Below are 21,899 nucleotides of genomic sequence, written 5' to 3' on the forward strand. Positions count from 1 at the left end.
CACAAAGTTTGCTGCTAATCGCCAAAACGGGCTAAGGGTTCGTGGGCGTCAAGGCGGTACCGCCGGCCGGACCGGTAGCACTGGAGGATAAGCTTACTGCCAGCGTCGAAGCCGTTGCTGGCGGATTATTGCCATTGTTATTCCAGGTAGCCACCGCATCGTCTTCAAGACCGGACCCGCCATCAACGAAGCCTTGTAAAAACATAAGCGGATTGGTAGTGCCGTCCAAATCAGAGACACGCAAGCGTATTACGTTCGGCGCACCTCCGGCAAGAATGTTGTTGCTGATAATGTTGGCGTATACCAGCGGACTCGTTTCGTCCGATCCCGATGAACCCGCAATGATGTTGATGGCCGCCAGTGCGGTGGGGTCGGCGTCGATTGTATTGCTTGCCAGTGTAATATCTATTCTTGCTGTTTGAAAACGCGCCTGCATGTCAATCGGCGAGCTGTTATTCGCGTCGCCCATCGTAATATTGTTGCTCTTTACTTCAATGATCAGATGGGAGGTTTCCTGCGCGACAGCGCGCACCCCACTGCCGCCGCCGTTAATCCCGTTGGCTGTAATGGCAGGATTATTGTTGACCCTTCCCATCACATTCGCATCCAGAAACGACGTGATATTGACCGTAGATCCGCCGCGGCTCCGGAGAACCGGATTGTTTAAGATGTTGAAGTTGACCTCCGCCATATCATTTCCATTGATGTCAATGCCGGCGCCGATGTCGTCGAAACTGTTGATGTTACAGTTCGTAATATCGATGTTAAGTTCCGAGTCGTCCTCGGCGATCGCCTGGATACCCTGAGTCCTGAGCCGATGAAACGAGCTGTTTTTAATTTTTACATTACTCACAGGAATTCCGGCTGCATTGCTGAAACTCCTGAACTGAAACCCGCCTTCCCCATGTTCATTGGCTGCTCCCCCTGATGATACCGTTTGCGTATCACTGAATGTCGAACCGTCGATGGTTAAAGTAAGGTTGGCATCTGTATTCAAGATATCCAGACTATTGGTCTCTGAAAATGTGATGCTGGTGTTCGTAATGGAACAAACTCCCGATAAATTCTGCAATTCCATCCCGCTCTCGTGAGCTTCATTTCCTGCGCCATTGATCGTACAATTGTTCATGGTAAGATTGCTGACATTGAGCCCGGTAATGCCATTTTCCACCATTGTTCCACTTAGATCGATGTTATCCAGCGCGACAGTGCTGACGCTACTCAGATAAATCGCAGCATTGCAGCCGCCGATCACCAGGTCGTCACAAGCCCCTGTCCCGCCCCCGTCGGCACTGTTATTGGCACTTATCAGGTTCATATTTTTCAGATTGATATTTCCTGCGGAGATCAGTTCAATTCCCCGGGTCGAGTTGTTCTGGATCGTTCCGCCCGATCCGTCGGTCGTGCCGGTACCGGTCACCGTCAAGCCACCTGACCCGGTACCGTTCAGACTGATCCCTTTTGACGCCCCGTTGGCACTGATACTCACAAAAGTTAAGCCGCCGGCGCCGATGGTCGTTGCATTTACATTTAGTGCAGCGCCGGTAGTAGAAAAGATGGTATTGCCGGTTCCGGTTACCGACACCGTCCCACCGCCCGTGGCATTAAAACCCGCCCCGCTGGTTGTACTGATCACCAATCCGCTGGTTCCGAAGTTAATGGTACTTCCTGTGTTGTTGGTTAATGTAACTGCCGCATTACCGCCCGTGGTTAAAGATTTGGAAGGATTATTGAAATTGATTGTTCCGGCTCCGCTATTCTGTACCCTGATCCCGTTCGCAGAGGAAGTTATGTTTCCGGTCTGAAACGTGATGGTATTGGCGTCGTGGTTATCGATGTCGACAACAAAACCAGTGTTATCCGTAATGCTGCCGCTGTACGTAACCGTCGCGTTACTTGCTGTGGCACCGGATAGGTTAAACGCAGTGCCGCTTGGGTTGGTAATGGTCGTGTTGGTTCCAAAGGTGAAAGTACCCGAAGTCCCGTTCAGCAGATCGATGCCCGCATCCCCGCCATTCAGAGTGGTGGTCCCATTGAAATTGTAAATACCATCGGCATTATTGAACTGCAGGCCGGCGCCATTTGTAGCACTCAGCGTGCCACTACCAAAAGTGATGGTACCTGTAGCATGTCCCCCTTCTACCCGGACCAAATCGGCATTGTTGGTTTGAGAAATATTGCCGCTGTACGTTACAGAAACAGATCCTCCATTTACGTTGAATGCCGTTCCGCTACCCACCAGTGACCCGCCGCCGCCGATGATCGTACCGGCAATGTTGTTGAGGTGAATACCGTTAACGGCACCTGTGGAAGTAAGTCCGGAGAAATTCAGGTTGACCGTCGATGTTCCTGACGCCTGAGAAAGGCTGATGGCAGCACCTCCCGTTGCGCTGATGCCGGAAGTATTGTTTGTGACAATAATCTGCCCCGTGTTGTTTGATCCCAGCAACCCGACGCCATTGGCAGCAGTAACACCCAGCGAGCTGAAAGTAACATCACCCGAATTGTTTTGAATGGATACGCCATCCGTTCCTGCACTGACGGTCGTGATGCCGAACGTTGGAACAATCGCGGAAGAACCGGAGATCAATATCCCTTGTGCGGTGCTTCCGCTGACCGAGGTTGGGCCAAAGTTGTAAGTTCCGGCTACTGAATTGATCAAAACTCCCTGCCCGCCGCTGCTGGTGGTTGCTAAGCTTGTCAAGCCACCCGCAAGTGTCCCTGTTTGCAGGTCCAGCGCCTGCCCTGTTCCATTCAGGACTACATCCGGCGCAGACGCATTTCCGAGCGTTAGTGTTCCAAATGAACTTCCTGTGATTTTCTTGCCGGTACCGGCATTACCCGCAGTGACACCCCTGATCGTGTTACCGGTGTTGAGGGTGATGATGTTCGCATTGCTGGCAGTCAGCAAAACGTTCGTTGCATTTCCGCTGTTCATGGCCGGGAACTGGGCACTGTATGTCGCATTGGGCGTGAGCCCCGTGATCGTTTCCAGGTTTTGTGATGCATCCTGACCGATCAGTTTCTGAGTTGCGAGAAGGTTGATACTGCCCGAATACGCAGTCGCACTTTCGTATAAAAAGATTGTTTGCCCCGCCGCAGTACTTGTTACATTGGTAATGAGCTTAAATGGCGTGTTCAGCCTTCCGTCGCCATTGGAAGCTGCATTGTTATTGACAAACCAAACGACGCCGGTCACATTCAGCGTGGCGGTTGCAGTAGCCGGGGCTGAAAAACCGTTATCAATGGTGTAAGTAAAACTGTCGCTTCCCGAAAAACCGGGTGCGGGATTATAGGTAAAACTTCCGTTGGCGTTCACAGTCAGATTGCCGCCGCCGCCGGTTACCAGCGCAGCCCCGATGCCGGAAGCGTTGCCATTAACCGCAGTAATGAGCAGGCCGCCCCCGGTATCATTGGCTAAAATACCGGCAGCGCCATTCGGGGAAATCGAAACATTTCCAACCACGTCGTACGAGTCGGACATTGCAACAGGCACCCCACCTACTGAAATGGTGACGATTGCATCATTATTCGGCAGATTGCCATTGCCCGCGATGTACCTGAACTGGTCTTTGCCCACAAAACCGGCCGGTGGCGTGTAGGTAAAAGTACCGTCGGCATTCAATGCAACTGTGCCGCCGTTGTCAGAACTTCCTGAGCCTCCCGCCGCTGTCGCAGCAGGGTTAGCCGTGGGACCAAATGATACGACAGCCGGGGAAGGAATTCCGTAATCGTTGGATAACACATTGCCGCCTGATAATGGGGTATCCAATGCAACGATAAATGTTTCATCCCTGGCCATCGTCGATGTTTTAATCGAGCCGCCCACGAAGGTAGTGTTGGTCGGCGCCGGTTCGGTCAATACCACATCTGCCGCGTCGCCGGTACCCGTGTTTTTAATTGCTGTCTTATAAGTGAGCTCGTCCCCTGAATTTGCCTGCCCGACCGGGGAGGTATCCGTTTTTAATATGTATTTCAATGTAGAAGAAACCACCGCCGCAGGAGCCCCGGCGAACACAGAAACGTCATCGAGCCCAAATCCCTGCGCATTCGCGGCGACGGCATCTGTAAACACCCAGCGGAAATATATATCGGCATTGCTGGCAATATTCAGCCCGGACAAGGTTACCGTTTTGGTGATTGTAGCAGGTGTGTCGAATGTAAAAGCGGGAGAGCCTGCGGCAAAAAGTCCGGAAGAAATATTGCCGGCACTTCTGCTTGTCCATGCCGTGCCGTCTTCAGATGAAGAAAATTCGAGACTGAAACCGGAAGTGTTTACACGGTAACGCTCAACATGGAACGATATGGTCAGGGAAGTGATCGCCGCGCCGGATGCATTACGAAAATAGGCCATCACTGCATTTGGACTCGCATAACCCGGCGACGCAAGAAAGCCGGTTGCACGGTCGGTACCCGCCGTGGTTCCCCAATTGTAGCTGCCGCCTGTTGCTGGCGACCCACTGTTAGCTGCCTGAGTAACACTGGCGGTTCCTGTCGCCCAGGTAGCCGTCGCACCCCCACCGGCAACGGATACTTTCCAGTTGGCCGGTAATGCCAATCCTGATCCACCTGCATTAAAATTTTCCTTTACTTCCTGGGCAAGCGGGATTGGAGTCTGGGCCCGGAGCGGATTGGTGATTGCAAAAAATAGCAGGAAAACGGCTATTGCCTTCGAGTAGTATTTTGTCATAAGTGGTGGCCTTAAAAGGAATCGTTCCTGATAAAGGTATATTTTTCCACCTTATGTTACAATCTGAAAATTAGTCTGTAATTAAAAAAACGAATAACTTATTATTCGGTATCACATCCGTTAAATGTGGATGTTATTTAACCAGATGCCAATTCCATAACCGTCTCTTAGCCAGCGCGTACAGGAGAGAAACTTTGAGTACGCCCATCCCGTACACGATACTTCTCTGAAGGTTGATGGAAGAAGCCTCTTCAAAGTATTTGGTAGGACAGGTAATCTCCCCGATTTCGTAACCCTTCCAGAATATCTGCGCAATGATCTCATTATCAAAAACAAAATCGTCACTGCATTTGTTGAAATCAATGCTCCGGAGAACCTCCGCAGAATAAGCCCGGTAGCCGGTGTGGTATTCGGAAAGCTTCTGGTTCATCAACACGTTCTGGGTAAATGTGAGAAACCGGTTGGCTATATACTTATAAACAGGCATACCGCCATTCAATGCGCCTTTACCTAAGATCCGGGAAGCAAATACGATCGGATACAGGTCATTGCCGATGATCGATATGATCGCCGGAAGCAAAAGTGGTGTGTACTGGTAATCGGGATGCAGCATCACGATGATGTCCCCGCCCAGTTCAAGTGCCTTGTTGTAGCAGGTCTTCTGATTTCCGCCGTAGCCCTTGTTTTTTTCATGACAGATCACGTGGCGGATGCCGAGACTCCTTGCAACCGCAATGGTATCATCGGGGCTGCAATCGTCGACCAGCACAATATCGTCAACCAGATCGTCCGGAATTTCGCGAAATGTCCTTTCCAATGTCTGCGCCGCATTATAGGCCGGAAGTACGATGATCACTTTTTTGTTTCTGTACATAAGTTCAGGATAGGTTTGTGTTATAGCTCGGGCAATGCAGGTTTCCTTTGCGAAGGAGTCAGTCTGTCTTTTCTTACATATATTTTCTCCCCGTCGACCGTGGCGACGTAGCTGTAGTATTTGCTGACAAAATCACGCACTGCCGGTACTTTATCGTGCGAGTAAAGCGCAGGATCGCTGAACCAGATCGATCTGTATGTGATCTCATCCACGAAAACCACCGGCTTGCTGTGTTCCAGGTCTTTTACATATTTTTCAACATAATTTACCTGTTTCGGAGAAGGTGTAACCAGCCGGTAGATCATCACGTCGGCAGTTCCCTGGGCCGTCCCGGTTTCCAGGTGATATGCCGGTTTCCAGCCCCATACGGTCATATTTTCACCTGGCCGGATGTATTTTTTAATTTCCGTCACCGCCGCGGTTTCCTGCAAAGGCAGGCCCAGGTCGGCTGAGGCGATGCGGATGTTCTGCGTGGAGGCATAGCCGAGGGAAGAGCCGGTCTTCATGACAAAATGTGGAAGTATGCATACGGCCAGCCAACCCAGCGATGCCTTTTTGATAGTCTCTGATTCCCATTTTTGGTTACCAACCGCCGTTTTGAATAATTCGCCGGAAACAAGCCCCAGTGGAATGATCAGAAATTGGAGGTAATGCTGAAAATAGTATCCCGGCTTGATCACCGAGTAGAAAGCAAGCAGCAGGCTTGACAATGCAAAAAAGAAGAGCAGCGAGGATAATTTTGCAAGCGCACCGTTCCGGATAATTTTGGTTAAAGTCCAGAAAATAAGCACCAGGTAGCTGAACAACAGAAATATAAATTGCCCGGAATGCAGGAGAAAATCGGGAAATGCAAGCAGCTTGGTCAGTAACGTGCCGCCTCCCGAGTACTCCATGTTTCCGATGATATAAAACTTCCAGAAGTAATCAAATGCGTCGAATCGGAGCGTCAGAACGAGGACGATCAGCGGGAAAGCGATGCCGCCCGAAAGCAGGACTATAAGATCCCTGAACTTGCTGGTACTGCGCCGGAAAACGAGCAGCGCGGCAAAAACAACGATCAGCATGGCTGACGGAACGCCTTGTAATTTGGCAAAAGGTACCGTTCCGGCAGCGAATGATAGAAGAAAGAGCCAGCCTGGCTCCGGCTCGACCCGATTGTAAATGACCGAAAAAACCCAGAAGCAAAAAGCCAGTATCAGGAGTACCAGGTATTCATTATAAAGCGCCGAAAAGAATCCCTGGCTGAGCAGGTAAAACAAGGCGGTCGGTGCGAAAACAAGGAGTGCGGTTTTGCGTCCCAGCAGGTTCTCAAAGGTGAGGTAAGTAAGTAACAGAGTAAGAGTTAGTACGATAAATCCCATCACGCGGGCCGTGGTGTAATCGAATGGCATACCCAGCCACGACGGAACAATGAGCGCGTAAATGGTGAGCGGCCCCTGCGTCAGCCCATCGACGTATTTCCAGTAAACCCAATGCTTGCTGAGGCTGAGGGCCTGGGCAAGCATTTGACTTTCGTCGACTTCCAGTTCATGATTATAGGCGATGAATGGCAGCCGCATAAAAAGCAGTAATGCAAAAAAAAGCATCGCCCATTTTCGGGTCGGGACTTCCCGCAAAGATTGCCCGGATACTAAAGTGCGTACAAAAAGAATCGAGAAAATCAGTATCAGAAGAAAGCCAGCCAGGGTGTAAGCAGTCAGCCGCTCATCGAAATTCAGCATGTATAGGCGGGTTATACAAAATTGTTTCAGTTATGATGTAAGCCGGGAAGTGTGTGAATGCTATACAATATATTCAACTTACAAACCTCCTGTGTAAAAAACCATCGGAACTGAGTAAACGGTTACATCGCAAGAGTTTCACCAGGGACAATTTACTGATCCTGAGGAAATAATAACGTAGCAAATTGTCCCGGCAGCCCCCCGAATATGGCCTGATTACCCTACCCAGTTGGCAGCTGTAAGGCGTAATTTTGGGGCAGGTTCAGTTAATCAAGAATTTCCTAAAAGTATGGATATGGCGAAGCAAATAACATTCTTTCATGGCGGAGGATCAAAGGAAGACTACGATGCGGACGAGAAGCTGGCCGCTTCACTTACGCTAAAATTGGGTGCGGGCTATTACGTCCATTATCCTTTTCTCGACAATGACGGATCGCCTGACCTGGGAAGACGTGAGCAGATCAGCCACGAAATTTCAGCAAGTGAAGACGGCATTATTTTGGTTGGCCACTCACTCGGCGCTTCGATGCTGCTGGCATGCCTGTCCGAAATGGATATTAAGAGGAAGATAAAAGGTGTTTTTTTGATCGCGACACCTTTCTGGAACGGGCATGAGGATTGGGTCGGGCCCTTCAAACTGCGTCCGGATTTCTCAGAGAAACTTGATAAGGAAATCCCGCTGTTTTTTTACCATTGCCGGGATGATGAAGAAGTGCCTTTCGCCCACCTGGCGATTTACAGAGAAGAACTTGCCTGGGCCACTTTCCGTGAAATTCCGGATGGCGGTCATCAGTTTGACAATGACCTCACACTTGTTGCAAACGATATCCGGTCACTATGAAGATCGCGGCCTGCGTGGGAAGTTGAGGAATGGACAAAAAAAGGCCCGGGCGCAACCCGGGCCTCACTGGACTTTATTTCTTTGAATGCATCATTAATTTCTCGATGGCTTCGGTTACTTCCTCAGCCGGCTTTTTGAATGTCATGTAAGCGTGGGGCCCGTTCGGATCATCCCGCCATGCATTGTTTCCTCCCTCGGGAACATAATGCCCGCGCTGCAGCCCGAAGTAAGGCTCCGCGCCTTTTACTGCAAACAGTACCGCCGTCTGGTCCCAGCTCTGTCTTCCCAGACTATCTCCCTTCGAAAAAGACATGGCTTTGGCATACACATCTTTCACGGGTGAATTGAGCTCCGCATTGTTTACCACTTTCAAACCGGTAACTACTTTCATTCCAATCTCAAAACCACTGAAAATGACCTCAGTCGGCCATTGTGTATATACCTTTTCCGAGGCAACAGAATCGACATAGACATTATATTCTCTTCCTTTTGGAAAACGGCCAGCCATGGAAACCAATCTTTTTACCTTTTGTTTGATCAGTTCCTTACCTGAAAGTTTGGAGTAATTGTCGGCAGGAGAATCCAGTAATGCAGACATATTTGTCAAAAAACCAACCGTTACAATCGTTACACTGGAATCCGGCTGTTCGGAAAGCAATTTCCTGTAAGTCTCAATCGCGTCCGGCGCATCTGCCGATGACTTGATCTTATGCGGATATTTTCCGGCGATGAGCTCAGGCCAGCCCTGCGAAGCTTTTTCATTCGGAACACCTTCTCCCTTCGGTGCACCGGTCGGTAAATCGGGACGTCCGAAATAGGTGTTGAGAATATCTATCGCAGGCACTACCAGCTCGTGTGAATTACTGGCAATGACCGCCAGCGGAACAACCTGTCCGCTATCCGCAAGTGCATGCAGCACCGCCATTGCACCCACATCGTCATAGTCCGGCCCGATATCGGTATCCAGGATAACGGCAGGCAATGCAACTTCTTTCTCTTTTTGGGTAGCGCAGGCGCCCATTACAAAAACACAAACGAAAACAAGCAGGAGATTTTTCATAAAAATGGTTAAAGGTTATTTTCTTAAACTACTCAATACATTACCGGTGGCCTGCCAAAGCGATTACCACCCGTTATTTTGTTTATAAAGTCTGTTACTTCTCTGAATTTGCTGCTCTGGCACCGGAAGATATTCATCCCGGCCTTTCGCGAAACCTGCGGACGACAAATGCGGCACCCGTGTTTTTTCAGTCGCAAAATACTCGGTCAATGTTTCAGCAGCAACACCCCACCGCACCAGGTCGAAAAAGCGATAACCTTCCAGGGCAAATTCAAGTCTCCGTTCCCATCTGAGAGCGGCGGTCGCGGTGGCCTTATTCCATGTGATATTCTCACCGGGTTTATAGATATCCATGTTATAATTGGATATCGGTTTTCCGCCGGCATACTTCAGAAGGTTCGTCGAGTTTTTAGCCCTGCTTCTAATCTGATTGATCAACGGAAGCGCCTCATTGACCCTGCCTGCTTCAATTAATGCTTCGGCTTTCCATAGTATCACATCACTGAAACGGATGACGACATTGTTTTTCGAGCTGGACGGATACGCATAGGTTTGCGCAGTAGTAAGGCAGGGGCAACTCAGCTGCTGCACTTCTTTCATCGCCGAATACGGACCGTACGTTACTGGTTCACGGGTAAATGTGGCTGTACGATAAATGACATTTTCCTGGTATTTGTAGGGATGCGACGGGATGCCTACCGTGTGGTCAAGCCTCGGGTCGATGGTGTTTTTGATAAAATCAGCCGAATCTTTCAGCGATACCGAATTGTAATCATTGAATAACGGCAAACCGGTAGCCGAAGTCCTGAACGAATTGACCAGATTTTGGGTCGGACGGTGGAAAGAGCAGCAGCCGTAACCCGGATACATCGGATAGTTCAGCGCGGTAGACATATCGATACGACCGATCGGGCTGCCATCATCTTTCGATCTTTGCACGGCAAAAACCGATTCCTGCCCATTGTCAAAGCTCCACAGGAAGTTTTTAGAAAAATCATCAAAAAGCCCGAATTCCCCCGAGTCGATCACCTCCGTTGTCAATGTAATCACTTCATTCAGATACTCCTGATTAATGGAAGTAACCTTATTCTGGTCATCCTGGATATAAGCCTGGAACAAGCGCACCTTCGCAAGATATGCCTTCGCTACCGTCCGGTAAGGCCGGCCCACATCCGACTTTTGTGCAGGGAGGTTATCCACAGCAAACTTGAAATCGTCGGCTATCTTTTGCCAAAGTTCGTTATCACCCAAGGCATCATTCGACAATTTCTCTACCTCATCCGAACCCAGATCATCGGTAACATAAGGTATTTTTTTGAAGAGGATTTTGAGCAGGAAATGATAATGTGCCCTCAGGAACCGCATTTCAGCGAGGCGATGCGTCTTTTCTTTAAAAGTTGTTTCATCCAAAGTATTCAAAACCTTGATCGCCGCATTAGCCCGCTGAACACCGATATACAATCTCGTCCACATTCTGTTCCCGGAATCCATATCCGTTCGGGTGGTCGAAAAAATTTCATACTGATGATATTCTCCCAGATCCGCCGCGCCGAGCCCGCCTTTGTGGGCGTCACCCGCCCGCACGTTGCCATAGGGCCACATGCTGGTGTAGGGTTCAAACCAGTGGTCATTTCCGAGAGACGCATAGGCCGCGACGGTCAGCTTTTCGGCCCCAACCGCATTCTGGAGATCTTCTTCATTGGCGACCCCACGAGGCAAAACGTCCAGAAAACTGTTGCAGCTTGCACAAAACAACGCCGCAGCCAGTAGTATTTTATATGAAAAAAGCTTGTTCATCGCTTATTGAGTTAATGGATTACGATTGGATTATAAATTGATACTTAATCCCAAAGTGATATTCCTGGGCCTTGGAAAACCATTTCCCGGATTTTCAGGATCTTCGGAAGTGAATGAAGAATGCTTAAAAGTAAGCAGGTTGTCCGCAGTCAGATAGACCCGGCTGTTTTTCACAAATTTGATAGCCGGGAGGTTATAGCCAAGACTGATCTGCCGCAATTTCAGATAAGAACCGTTTTCGATAAAATACGAGGACAAACGACCTTCATTGTTATTATCAACAAGCGTTACTGCGGGTATCGTAGAATCCGGATTATCGGGGGACCATGCATCCAGCGTCCTTTTTCCATAGTTTATACCTGCCCAAAGCGACGAGAAATCGGTGCGCCTTTTGAATGCATTATTCACTTCCCGGCCAAACACACCCTGGAAAAATGCTGTAAAATCGAAATTTTTATAGCTCAGGTTCAGGTTCACACCGTACTCATACCGCGGTGTGGAAATCCCAAGGTATTTCTGGTCCAGCGTGTTAATGGTACCGTCGCCATTCAAGTCTTTGTATTTCAGTCGGCCAATTCCTTTTCCAGGCTGAACGGCATGCTGGTCCACCTCCTCCTTACTTTTGAATATTCCGTCTGCAACATATCCAAATATCGAGTTCATGGATCTCCCCAGAATATTCTGTTCCACATTGCCTGGATACGAGCTAACTACGACAGCCGGAAGGTGTTTAATCTTATCCCGGTAATGCCCGATATTACCTGTAATCGAGTAATTGACTTTTGATATAGCATCCTGATAACCAAGCAGAAGTTCAAATCCTTTTGTCTGCATGGATGCTCCATTTACCCATCTGTTGCCACCTTCACCGATGGAAGCGAGATATACCGGGGAAATCAGAATGTCTTTGGTATTTTTTATAAAAAAGTCGAGTGAGCCTGTGAGCTTATTGGAGAAAAGGCCCAGGTCAAGCCCGGCATTCATTTGTCCGCTTTCCTCCCATTTCAGGTTATTGTTACCTGTCTGAGATTTCCTGAATCCCGACAATAACGATCCGGAATCTGCCCCATAAATATCATAAGCCGTTCCATTATCCGAATTAAATGCGATGGCTGATTCTCCGTAATGGGTGATATACGTGGTAAATCGGGCTGTATTGGAGATTTCCTGATTACCCGTTATTCCCCACGACCCGCGCAATTTCAATTCGGAGATCGGCGTTGCCGCGTTTTTCAGGAACTCTTCCTGATCGATACGCCATCCCCCCGAGAGCGATGGGAAAAACCCGAACCTGTTGTTTTCTCCAAACCGGGAAGAACCATCGTACCGTCCGGTGGCCGAAAACAGATATTTGTCGGCATATACATAGTTTATTTTACCAAAATAAGACAGCAGGCTATAACCTGAACCAGACCCGCCCACGATATGCCGCCCGCTTCCGGCATCTTCCAGAAAGTAGTCAAACGTTTCCAGAGCGAAGTTTTCACGGAAACTTGAATTCTGGCGGGACTGGTTTCTGATCGCCTCGGTTCCCAGCAGGACAGTCGCATTATGTTTTCCGCGGGTCAGGTTATAATCCACGGTTGCATTCAGTACCCAGTTGAAATTATCGGAATCTATATTCTGAACGGAGTTCACTAAACGTTTCTTGATCCCGGTATCATAAATCCTTTCAATGTTCCTGTCGAGTCCCTTTTGCCAGTCGATACCAAAGTTGGTTTTGAAGTTCAGGTTTTTCGCCAGAACGACGTCGGCATACACATTGCCAAAGACATTGAGATTATTCCGCTGGTCCCATTTATTGATGTCCAACACCATGTACGGGTTTTCGTCGTCGGTAAATGCGCCGGTAATCGGGCCCGAATAATTGCCCGCATCATCCTTAACCGGCAGGATTGGCCGCACGCTTAATGCTCTTTCGAGCGGCAGCAAACCACTGAAACCATTGTCGAGTACATTGGAAACAGAAAGATTTTGGCCTATTCTTATTTTCTTCTCGAAGAAATCCTGTCTGGTATTTATTCTCGCACTGAACCGTTGGTTATCTTTTGCATGTAACACATACTTATCCTGGTAATACCGGAATGAGATTACCGAGCCCGTATTTTTACTACCCGCAGTTAATGACAGGTTGTGCTCCTGGATAAAACCTGTCCGGCTGATGGCTTCAAACCAGTTGGTATTTGCCGACTTCACACCGGGTATCAGGTATTCCGGGATCGTTATATTGTTCAAAACGGCCTTTCCGCTCGCATCGCGCGACCAGTCATAATCGATGAATGGGATATTGTCCGGATTCCCATTGTCATTGATTGTCGCCTGCCAGTGCACCCTCGCCCGTTCCATCGTGTTGAGCATTTTAGGCATGCTGAAATATTTGGAATGGGTAAAAGCCGACGAATAATTGACCTGAAAACCTTCTGTTTTGGCCTGTTTCGTAGTGACGATGATGACCCCGTTCGATGCCCTGGAACCATAAATGGCCGCAGACGCTCCATCTTTCAACACCTGAATGGATTCTATATCATTGGAATTGAGGATATTAAAGGCACTTGATTTCGTGGGCACACCATCAATAATGTAGAGCGGATCGTTGTTGTTCAATGTACTCACACCTCTGATCCTCACCGTTGCCCCTCCCGCCGGGTTACCGTCGGTTTGAATGGATACTCCCGGAACCTGCCCCTGCAAAGCTTTTATGGGATTGGGGTTTGGGCTGTTTTTCAGCATTTTGGTATTGACAATGGACACTGCGCCCGTCAGGTCAACCTTTCGCTGGGTACCATAACCCGTCACCACCACTTCGTCCAGCGCCCAGTTCTCGGGTATCATTTTAAAATTCACAACGGACGATTTGCCGGCCACGGCCGACTGCGGCTGGTATCCAATAAATGAAACCTGGATCGTCGCACTTTCCGAAACCACGGTCAAAGTATATTTCCCGTTCACGTCGGTCACGGTGCCATTCGTACCACCGAGCTCCATCACAGTGGCCCCTATCAAAGGCTCGCTGGTTACATTGTCCATCACATGACCTGTTACGGTCATCTGGGCGTGTGTTTGCTGAATGATCAGCCAACAACATACCATTGAAAATAGAATTTTCATGATCATTTCAGCAATTAAGGTTTAATTGGGTTTAAGAATTTGTTTTTCAAAAGGCAACTGCATTGCAGCCGTTGCCATCGACGGCAACGTCCTCATAGTGTGTATGTGAAGTCATTTCTGCGAGTACTCCTCTGTCAGTTTCCGGATGCTATAATGAGCCCGAGACCAGTCACGAACAATGCCATCATCCATTTTATCAATAGCGAAATGGTCTTGTCGCCGCCTTTAAATTCTTTCCATATCACTACTCCCCAGAGAGCAGCCACCATCGTGGCACCTTGTCCGAGTCCGTAAGAGATGGCCGGTCCGGCTTTCCCGGCTGCAATGAGATTGAATAAATTTCCCAAACCCCAGATACTGCCGCCGATAATGCCAATGATATGGGTACCGAAATTTCCTTTGAAATAGGCTTTGTAGTCGGTAGGCCCGCCTTCGAGCGGATTGTACATCAGGTAGGTGACAAACAGCAAGTTACTGACCAGGATACCGGATGCGAAAATCACAAACGCGGTGTACGGAGTCATTTTCCCCGCCGCGGGGGACACAAAATTATCGAGGTCCATCCCCGACGCCACGAAGGAATAGAATGTCGACATCAGTATCCCCGCCACCACCGATACCACCACCCATTTCGTTACATTCTTCTTTTCCACATTACCGGCATACCGTTTATAGGCAGTCGCATTCAGGACGATCGCCACCGTTACCAGGAACACACCGATGAAAAGTAAATACGGATCACCTTTGCTGTGCATGAGGTAGTTGATCAACACACCGATGATCAGCGCAATGCCTATACCGATCGGAAATGCTACGGCCATTCCCGCATTCGCGATTGCCGCTGTCAGCAGAATATTTGCCAGGTTAAAAACGACGCCTCCGATCAATGCATTGATAATATTGCCCGAATCGGCCTGCTGGATGTCGTCGATAAACCCTCTGCCGGATGTGCCGGTGCTGCCCATGGTGAGCGCGCCGACCAGTGCAAGCAGGAATATCCCCAGCGCATAATCCCAGTAAAAAAGCTCGAAACGCCATCGCCCCTGGACGATTTTCTGTGTATTCGCCCACGATCCCCAGCATATCATGGTGACAATGCAGAAGATCACGGCCATCGGGTAACTTTCAACAATAAACATGGTTAAGGGTTAGGTTTAGTTTTAAAGATTTGAAAGCGGGTTAAAGTTATTCAGCAACGGCAGCTGGTCCACTTCCTTTCTGAGCGGAATAGAACTTTGCGCGCCCATCCGGGTTACGCTGATCGCTGCGACTTTACAGGCAAAAGCCACGGCCTCGTCCAGCGGCATGCCCTCGGATAAAGCCACAGCCAGCGCACCGTTGAAACAATCGCCGGCCGCCGTGGTATCTACCGCCGTGACCGCCGGGGCAGGAATTACCTTACCTTCATTTTCGGTGAACAAAAAAGCGCCTTTGCTTCCCAGTGTGATAATCACGTTCTGGCATCCTCTGGCTACGAGAATGGCAGCCGCCTGTCCCGCAGTTTCATCGTTGACGACCCGGATTCCGGTCAGCAGCTCAGCCTCCGTTTCGTTTGGCGTGATCAGATATAGACATTTCAGCACATCGTCGGAAAGGTTCTGCGCGGGTGCCGGGTTCAGGATTACTTTTACATTTTTTTCAAAAGCAGCTTTAATGCTGAAAATGACGGTATCCAATGGAATTTCCAGTTGAATCAGCAGGATATCCTCGGGTGTCAGATCGTCAAAAGCGAGGATCACTTCACTTGGCCTCAATGAACTGTTCGCTCCGGGTGCCACGGATATGCAGTTTTCACCGTCGGTATCCACGTTGATCAGCGCAACGCCAGAGGGCAAATGCGGGTCGGTGACGATGAAGTCGGTCCGGATCATTTCTCTTTTGAACTGCTGCAAAGCCTGTTTCCCAAAAAGGTCGTTTCCTACTTTGCATATAAAACTTACCTTCCCTCCCAGCCGGGAAGCGCTCAAAGCCTGATTTGCGCCTTTGCCGCCGGGATTCATCAGGAAATTCCCACCCATAACGGTCTCTCCCGGCATTGGCAGCTTGTCTGACTTTACAACCATATCTGTATTGGAACTTCCCACAACATAAATCATACTGATCCGATATATCGCTTTATTACTGGTTAAAACTCCGTGTTTCAAAACCCTATGATCCAAAACTATCCGTAAATAATATCATTTTAAATCCAAAAATTACACCTTTTGGTCAATGCTGTCCTTTTGATTATCCTCTTACTGATTTCAATAAATTCAAGTATTTTGTCAGATAAGCCCTCTTTTTAATGAAATAATTAATATTCTCAGTCAATGCTATCTATATCTGAATTATTTTCTCTGACAAAATCCCTTACCAAATCCGAAAAACGGTATTTCAGAATGTGCCAGAATTTTCAGGAGGGGGACAAAGGGTATATGAAAATGTACGACCTTTTGGAAGCGGCAGACATTGATGATGCGGACCTGCTGAAAACCATTCATGCCGCGCTGGGCACAGCAACCGTTGAGCCCGCGAGAAAACACCTGTCCAAAGTACTCACACGGTCGCTGAGCGAATTTGACGGAGATAAAGCGGTGGAGAATCAGCTTTGGAGCCTGTATCAGAATAGCAATACATTGTATAAAAAAGGGCTTTACGCAGCTGCAATGCGAATTATTAATAAAGCCGAAAAACTCGCGGTGGAACATGAGAAGCATTTATTTCTCCACATCCTGAACAAGAAAAAGATCGAATACATGATGCATCAGCAGTTTGTAGACTGGAACGAGTCGGAGCTGGTTTTGGCCCAGGAAAAATCGAGGGATGCAATCGCTACCGAACATGCGATCCAGCAACATGCTTCACTTTACGAAATTCTGCTTTGCAGGTACTGGAAAAACGGGACCATCCGCAGCACGCGTGAGCAGACCTTACTCAACGACCTGATTCTGGAAGAACATTTAACGATCACAAACAGCAAGCATACGTCGTTTGAATCCGACATTACGCACCTCCATTTCCAGTCCGTTTTCTTTCTGGTTACCGGGGACGTGGAAGGAAGTCTGCAAATATTTTATGAGCTGGATAACTTGTACCAGGCAGAGCCTAAATCATGGATCAACTCACCACACTATTATATACAGTTTTTGAATGGGATCCTTCAGACACTCAGGCGGGTGGAGAAGTTTGATAAAATGGCCTTTTTCCTGGATAGGTTAAGGTCGTTAAACAACATTTCAGAGTACCAGAATCTGCGTATTCGTTACCAGGTTTTTGAACACGAGCTCCATATCCTGATCGCAAAACAGCAAATTTCAGACATCCCGTCTTTTCTCGCCTCCCTACCCTCCGAAAATGAAAAACAATTTATGTTAACGCCCTACCAGGACAAGGCTCAATGGTGGTTCACACTGGCCAGAGCATATTTTGAAACCGGGCACTATGACAAGGCATTGCATCACATCAACCGGATCCTGAACAATAACAACGATGCGATCAACAATCTTCAATATGTAACCTACCGCATCCTGAAATTGATGGTCCATTTTCATCTCGGGGACCACGACTACCTCAACTATGAAATGCGGTCCATCGAGCGAAAACTGAAAAAAGCCAACCAATTGTACCGGACCGAAAAATACGTCATTTCCCTGCTCAGAAAAGAGATGAATTTCAAATCCGTTTCAATATTGAAGGAAGAGCTGGTTAACCTGAAAAACGATCCTTACGAACAGCATATCATTACGGAGCTGGCACTGATCCCGTGGTTTAACAAACGGTTCAGCAAATTGGCTTAATGCGCTTTTACCAGTTCAAAAAAGAAAGTACTCCCCATACCGATTTCACTATTCACGCCAATATGCCCGCCCTGGGCTTCGATGAATTCCTTGCTGATCGCGAGCCCCAGTCCCGTTCCGGTCTTCGCGCTGCCGGGCACCTGGAAGTACCGGTTGAAGATCTTCGCCCTGTAACGGCTGTCGATACCCTGGCCATCGTCTTTTACAGAAAACTGCACCTTGTCCGACAGCTGCTGGATTGAAATATGGATCTGGCCGGACTGCTGGGAATACCGGATCGCATTGGTCAGAAAGTTGATGAGTACCCAGGCGGTCTTTTCAGTATCCGCTTTTACCTCGGGTAAGTCTTCTTCTTTGTCAACAATCAGTGAAATCTGCTTCTGCTCGGCCTGCACTTTCACTGCTTCCAAAGCATATTCAAGAATCTGCAACGGGTTGGATTGCTGGATATTAAGCTGAATGTTACCCGTTTCCACCTGCGACATATTGAGCAGTTCTCCGGTAATTTTTAGAAGACGGTTACTATCCTCTTTAATGCTCTCGATCAGCTGGCGTTGCTCCGCATTCACATGTCCGGTGTTCTGATTTTCAAGCAGCAGCAAACTCATCTTAATCGACGAAATCGGCGTTTTCAGCTCGTGGGAAACGGTGGCTATGAAGTTGGTTTTCGCGAAATCAAGTTCTTTAAATGGGGTAATGTTCTTAAGAATGATCACATGACCGATCAATCTCTTTTCCCGCTCGCCGGTGGGCTTAATGGTAATGTTGACCACTTCTTTTTCAAAATAACTCTCTTTGTTATCCGCATAAATTTTCAGCGGGGCGGACGGCAGTATGTCCGTTTTTTGAGTTTCCGAAAGGTCATAAACCAGCGAGCGCACCAAATCATTGTTCAATGCAATTTCCCCGGCTGGTTTGCCTATAATGTCATCCGGTCTTAATCCCGAAATTTTAAGCGCCTCATTATTAATGAACAATACGATCTTGTTTTCATCCAGGCCAATTACAGGCTCGTGCATGTTGTTGATCAGCGTCTCGATCCGCATTTTCTCCACCAGGATTTTGGAAAGGTTACTGTTGTTGTATTCTTCCAGCTTTTCAGCCATTGTATTGAAAGACTCAGCCAGCTCGCCGAACTCGTTTTTACTGCGGTAATGTACGCGCTGGGAATAATTTTTGGCCGCAATTTCTTTGATGCTCGCAGTCAGTTCCCTCACTGGATTGGCGATGTTGCCCGGGAGGTTAATCAGCAATGTCATCCCGAAAAGAAAACAAAGCGTACTCGAAATAACGATCCAGGTGTTCCCTGTTTTTGCGGTTTCTTTGGCAATATCACTCTTGCGCTGGATCGCAGCCATATTCACCTCCATGATCCGGGATATGTCTTTCCGGATCAGCAAATGCAGGTTCGCGTCCGACGGAGTAGCTTTCAACTGCACCATTCGCTGACTGATCTGCCCGGTAGCCTCCCTTTCCCCTGGCTCGGTCACATTCATTTTTTGCAGCTCGAGATTTTTTTCAAAAACCGGTAACCCGTTCGCATTCTGCTGAATAGCATCCAGCGCAGCAATCATATTTTCACAATATTTCATTGTGTTATAATTGTCGGCGAGGATATTCTCGGTGTCGGTTTTTAATGCAGTGATGTTTTTGATCCCCACGGTCGACAGCAGCAGGATCATCAGAAAAAGCAGGCCGATGCCCAGTATAAGTTTGATTTTAATGCTCATCAGGATAGGATGACTAGGTCGATTTCGGAAACGGAAAGTTTTTTAAGAAGCTGGTTGAATATATTGGTAGCCAGAATGACCCTGAAAAGGTTCATATGCGGTTTACCAATGCAAATGGTCGTAATATTTCTTTGTTCGGCCACTTCCATGATCGTCTTTGAAACATGCTTACTTTCGATCCGGATGATTTCCCCGCCGAGCTCGGTAGCAAGTTTAAAATTGTTGATCAAATGGCGCTGTTTATCGAGCGCGATTTTGTCTGTGTTTTCGGCGGGCGTCTGCACGTACAGCAGGATCCAGGGGCTATTGTAATAACTGGCCAGACGTGCTGTTTTGCGGATCACATTTTTGGCTGTTTCCGCATTACTGCTGATACAAGCCATAAAACGGTTGGGTTTCAAGGCGCTCAGCCCACGGGATGAAATCTGGGTTTCTACTTTGCGAACAACCTGGCTGGCGACTTCTTTTAACGCCAGTTCGCGCAGTTGTAAAATATTATTGGAGGTAAAAAAGTTGCCCAGCGCCGTAGCCACTTTGTCCGGCGCGTAGATTTTACCTTCTTTCAAACGCGTGATCAATTCATCTGCGGTCAGGTCAATGTTAACCACTTCGTCGGCCATTGCCAGCACGCTGTCAGGGATCCGTTCTTTTACTTCAACGCCGGTAATGTCCTTTATTTCTTCATTTAAACTTTCAATATGCTGAATGTTGACCGCGCTGATCACGTTGATCCCCGCGTCCAGGACATCCATCACATCCTGCCAGCGCTTGTCGTTTTTACTTCCTTCAATGTTGGTATGCGCCAGTTCGTCAATGATCACAATTTCAGGCCGCAAGCTGATCACGGCCTGAATATCGAGCTCTTCCAGTTCTTTTCCTTTGTAAAACAATTTCCGGCGGGGGATCACAGGCAGGCCTTCCAGCAGCGCATGCGTTTCCTTGCGGTTGTGTGTTTCAATGTAGCCGATCTTCACGTCGATGCCATTCCGCATCAGCGTATGCGCCTCCTGCAACATCCGGAAAGTTTTGCCTACACCGGCGCTCATGCCGATGTAGACTTTGAACTTGCCTTTCCGCGACTGCTGGATCAGGTCCAGAAAATGCTTTACGTGGCTTTCCTTTTCAGTCATTAAAATGATAGGGCAATGGAGGTGGTTAGAAAGAAATCCTGTTTTTTGGCTGTGTCATTTTGCGTAAAAATTGCGTCTTTACTGTTTAAAGAGCGGGCTTCCACACGCCACATTACATTCTCGGCGGGCAGGTAATCAAAGTTCAGGGAGTAACCAAAAGTTTTAAAACCATTCATAGTCCCGGTGCTGATGATCACCCCATTTTTATCTGCATAAGACTCGCCCCGCGCTGCAATCCTGATTTTTTCGGTAGGGCTAAACCTTGCAATCAGTACCGGCGTGTACCAGGTATTGTACTTGCTGCTCCCCTTTGCTTTTTGTTCAGATCCAAAGTCAAATCCAGCGATCAAACCGAATTGATTTGTGAGCTGAAAAATCCCATACAGATTATGAAAATAACGCATTTGTCTGAGACTATCGGGTTTATCATTCCCAATAAAGGTGCTGTAATTTAATGTAACAGAGCCGGTTGGTTTGTAAGTAAGCTGCGTTCCAAAAGCGGGCGTCGAATTTCCGTCCACCCGCTGGATCCGTTGCCAGCCGTTGAGGTACATGGCCGACAGATATAATTTCTCATCTTTGGTGGTGTAACCCAGTTTCAGTCCGGATTCGAAGTAAGGCGAGTTTTCTGCCAAAAGGCTCCGGCTCAATGTCCAGTTGTCTTTCCCGATCGCGCTTTCAAAACCAATGTGCGAAGGTATGATGCCCGCATCGAGCCAAAGATTGCTTTTTTGGGAAAGCTTGACCCCGATATTCGCTTCATAAATGTTCTTCAAAACACCGGGCTCTGCGCTGTAATTCGCATTCATATAAGTTCCGGTCGCCAGCGCAACATTCGCCCTGACACGGTCGGTAGCGTAGTTGACCTTGATAAACCCAAGGTTTAGGTTCACCTCATTCATCCGGTTAAAATTGTATAGAAAACCGGGAGCAGTATTGTTTTCAGGTTTGTTAAAATCCTGATTGTAGTATGCTTCCAGATACCCGCTGATGGTAAATGGATTTTTTGCCTGTGTAGAATCCTGCGCCAGGGCAGGTTGCAATGTCACAAAACCGATTGCACTTAAAAGTAAATTTTTCATTGGTACTGTAATGGAAATAAAAATGCAGCGACGCTGTGATCGTCTCCAGCCGCCGGATCGCCGGCCGCCGGATCGCCGGCCGCCGCGTCG

General features: G+C 48.2%; 13 protein-coding genes. 2 read left to right on the plus strand and 11 right to left on the minus strand.

Annotated features, from left to right (window positions below; translation table 11 throughout):
• Positions 1–31: 31 nt before the first annotated feature.
• The 3 genes from LZG72_RS11630 to LZG72_RS11640 form a co-directional block, all read right to left on the minus strand.
• A complete protein-coding gene (locus tag LZG72_RS11630) occupies positions 32–4,690 on the minus strand; it encodes an Ig-like domain-containing protein (protein WP_233871875.1) in 4,659 nt (1,552 codons plus the stop codon).
• A gap of 133 nt (positions 4,691–4,823) precedes the next feature.
• Positions 4,824–5,564 (minus strand): glycosyltransferase family 2 protein, encoded by a 741-nt coding sequence (locus LZG72_RS11635; protein WP_233871878.1) that lies wholly within the window; start codon positions 5,562–5,564, stop codon positions 4,824–4,826.
• Between the two features lie 20 nt (positions 5,565–5,584).
• Positions 5,585–7,285, minus strand: a complete 1,701-nt coding sequence (locus LZG72_RS11640) for a hypothetical protein (protein ID WP_233871881.1) — start codon at positions 7,283–7,285, stop codon at positions 5,585–5,587.
• Between the two features lie 295 nt (positions 7,286–7,580).
• On the opposite strand from LZG72_RS11640, the gene LZG72_RS11645 reads away from it, so the two are divergent.
• On the plus strand, positions 7,581–8,126 hold the full coding sequence (locus LZG72_RS11645) for an alpha/beta hydrolase (RefSeq protein WP_233871884.1): 546 nt from the start codon (positions 7,581–7,583) through the stop codon (positions 8,124–8,126).
• A 73-nt stretch (positions 8,127–8,199) separates the two neighbouring features.
• On the opposite strand, the gene LZG72_RS11650 is transcribed toward LZG72_RS11645, so the two are convergent.
• The 5 genes from LZG72_RS11650 to rbsK form a co-directional block, all read right to left on the minus strand.
• Positions 8,200–9,186 carry a nucleoside hydrolase gene (locus LZG72_RS11650; RefSeq protein ID WP_233871887.1) on the minus strand — a complete coding sequence of 329 codons (987 nt, stop codon included), beginning with the start codon at positions 9,184–9,186 and terminating at the stop codon, positions 8,200–8,202.
• A gap of 63 nt (positions 9,187–9,249) precedes the next feature.
• Positions 9,250–10,983, minus strand: coding sequence for a RagB/SusD family nutrient uptake outer membrane protein (locus LZG72_RS11655; protein ID WP_233871890.1), 1,734 nt, complete (start codon positions 10,981–10,983; stop codon positions 9,250–9,252).
• Between the two features lie 30 nt (positions 10,984–11,013).
• On the minus strand, positions 11,014–14,091 hold the full coding sequence (locus LZG72_RS11660; RefSeq protein ID WP_233871893.1) for a TonB-dependent receptor: 3,078 nt from the start codon (positions 14,089–14,091) through the stop codon (positions 11,014–11,016).
• A 134-nt stretch (positions 14,092–14,225) separates the two neighbouring features.
• A complete protein-coding gene (locus tag LZG72_RS11665; RefSeq protein ID WP_233871896.1) occupies positions 14,226–15,230 on the minus strand; it encodes a GRP family sugar transporter in 1,005 nt (334 codons plus the stop codon).
• Between the two features lie 21 nt (positions 15,231–15,251).
• On the minus strand, positions 15,252–16,187 hold the full coding sequence (gene rbsK, locus LZG72_RS11670; RefSeq protein WP_233871899.1) for a ribokinase: 936 nt from the start codon (positions 16,185–16,187) through the stop codon (positions 15,252–15,254).
• Between the two features lie 213 nt (positions 16,188–16,400).
• Between rbsK and LZG72_RS11675 the strand changes: the two genes are divergently transcribed.
• Positions 16,401–17,867: a tetratricopeptide repeat protein gene (locus tag LZG72_RS11675; protein WP_233871902.1), complete on the plus strand. Its 1,467-nt coding sequence runs from the start codon at positions 16,401–16,403 to the stop codon at positions 17,865–17,867.
• Here the strand turns inward: LZG72_RS11675 and LZG72_RS11680 are convergent.
• Genes LZG72_RS11680 through LZG72_RS11690 form a run of 3 tightly spaced genes read right to left on the minus strand, consistent with a single transcriptional unit; the run spans position 17,864 to position 21,809 of the window.
• A complete protein-coding gene (locus LZG72_RS11680) occupies positions 17,864–19,597 on the minus strand; it encodes an ATP-binding protein (RefSeq protein ID WP_233871905.1) in 1,734 nt (577 codons plus the stop codon). The genes LZG72_RS11675 and LZG72_RS11680 overlap by 4 nt on opposite strands.
• Positions 19,597–20,727 carry a universal stress protein gene (locus LZG72_RS11685; RefSeq protein ID WP_233871908.1) on the minus strand — a complete coding sequence of 377 codons (1,131 nt, stop codon included), beginning with the start codon at positions 20,725–20,727 and terminating at the stop codon, positions 19,597–19,599. The genes LZG72_RS11680 and LZG72_RS11685 overlap by 1 nt, the downstream gene beginning before the upstream one ends.
• Positions 20,727–21,809: a porin gene (locus LZG72_RS11690; protein WP_233871911.1), complete on the minus strand. Its 1,083-nt coding sequence runs from the start codon at positions 21,807–21,809 to the stop codon at positions 20,727–20,729. The genes LZG72_RS11685 and LZG72_RS11690 overlap by 1 nt, the downstream gene beginning before the upstream one ends.
• Positions 21,810–21,899 lie beyond the last annotated feature (90 nt).

This window comes from Dyadobacter sp. CY323, assembly GCF_021390245.1.
GTDB lineage: Bacteria > Bacteroidota > Bacteroidia > Cytophagales > Spirosomataceae > Dyadobacter.

Coding starts and splice junctions, on each gene's coding strand:
- LZG72_RS11630 (WP_233871875.1), bottom strand. CDS start 4,690: ATGACAAAATACTACTCGAAGGCAATAGCCGTTTTCCTGCTATTTTTT.
- LZG72_RS11635 (WP_233871878.1), bottom strand. CDS start 5,564: ATGTACAGAAACAAAAAAGTGATCATCGTACTTCCGGCCTATAATGCG.
- LZG72_RS11640 (WP_233871881.1), bottom strand. CDS start 7,285: ATGCTGAATTTCGATGAGCGGCTGACTGCTTACACCCTGGCTGGCTTT.
- LZG72_RS11645 (WP_233871884.1), top strand. CDS start 7,581: ATGGCGAAGCAAATAACATTCTTTCATGGCGGAGGATCAAAGGAAGAC.
- LZG72_RS11650 (WP_233871887.1), bottom strand. CDS start 9,186: ATGAAAAATCTCCTGCTTGTTTTCGTTTGTGTTTTTGTAATGGGCGCC.
- LZG72_RS11655 (WP_233871890.1), bottom strand. CDS start 10,983: ATGAACAAGCTTTTTTCATATAAAATACTACTGGCTGCGGCGTTGTTT.
- LZG72_RS11660 (WP_233871893.1), bottom strand. CDS start 14,091: ATGAAAATTCTATTTTCAATGGTATGTTGTTGGCTGATCATTCAGCAA.
- LZG72_RS11665 (WP_233871896.1), bottom strand. CDS start 15,230: ATGTTTATTGTTGAAAGTTACCCGATGGCCGTGATCTTCTGCATTGTC.
- rbsK (WP_233871899.1), bottom strand. CDS start 16,187: ATGATTTATGTTGTGGGAAGTTCCAATACAGATATGGTTGTAAAGTCA.
- LZG72_RS11675 (WP_233871902.1), top strand. CDS start 16,401: ATGCTATCTATATCTGAATTATTTTCTCTGACAAAATCCCTTACCAAA.
- LZG72_RS11680 (WP_233871905.1), bottom strand. CDS start 19,597: ATGAGCATTAAAATCAAACTTATACTGGGCATCGGCCTGCTTTTTCTG.
- LZG72_RS11685 (WP_233871908.1), bottom strand. CDS start 20,727: ATGACTGAAAAGGAAAGCCACGTAAAGCATTTTCTGGACCTGATCCAG.
- LZG72_RS11690 (WP_233871911.1), bottom strand. CDS start 21,809: ATGAAAAATTTACTTTTAAGTGCAATCGGTTTTGTGACATTGCAACCT.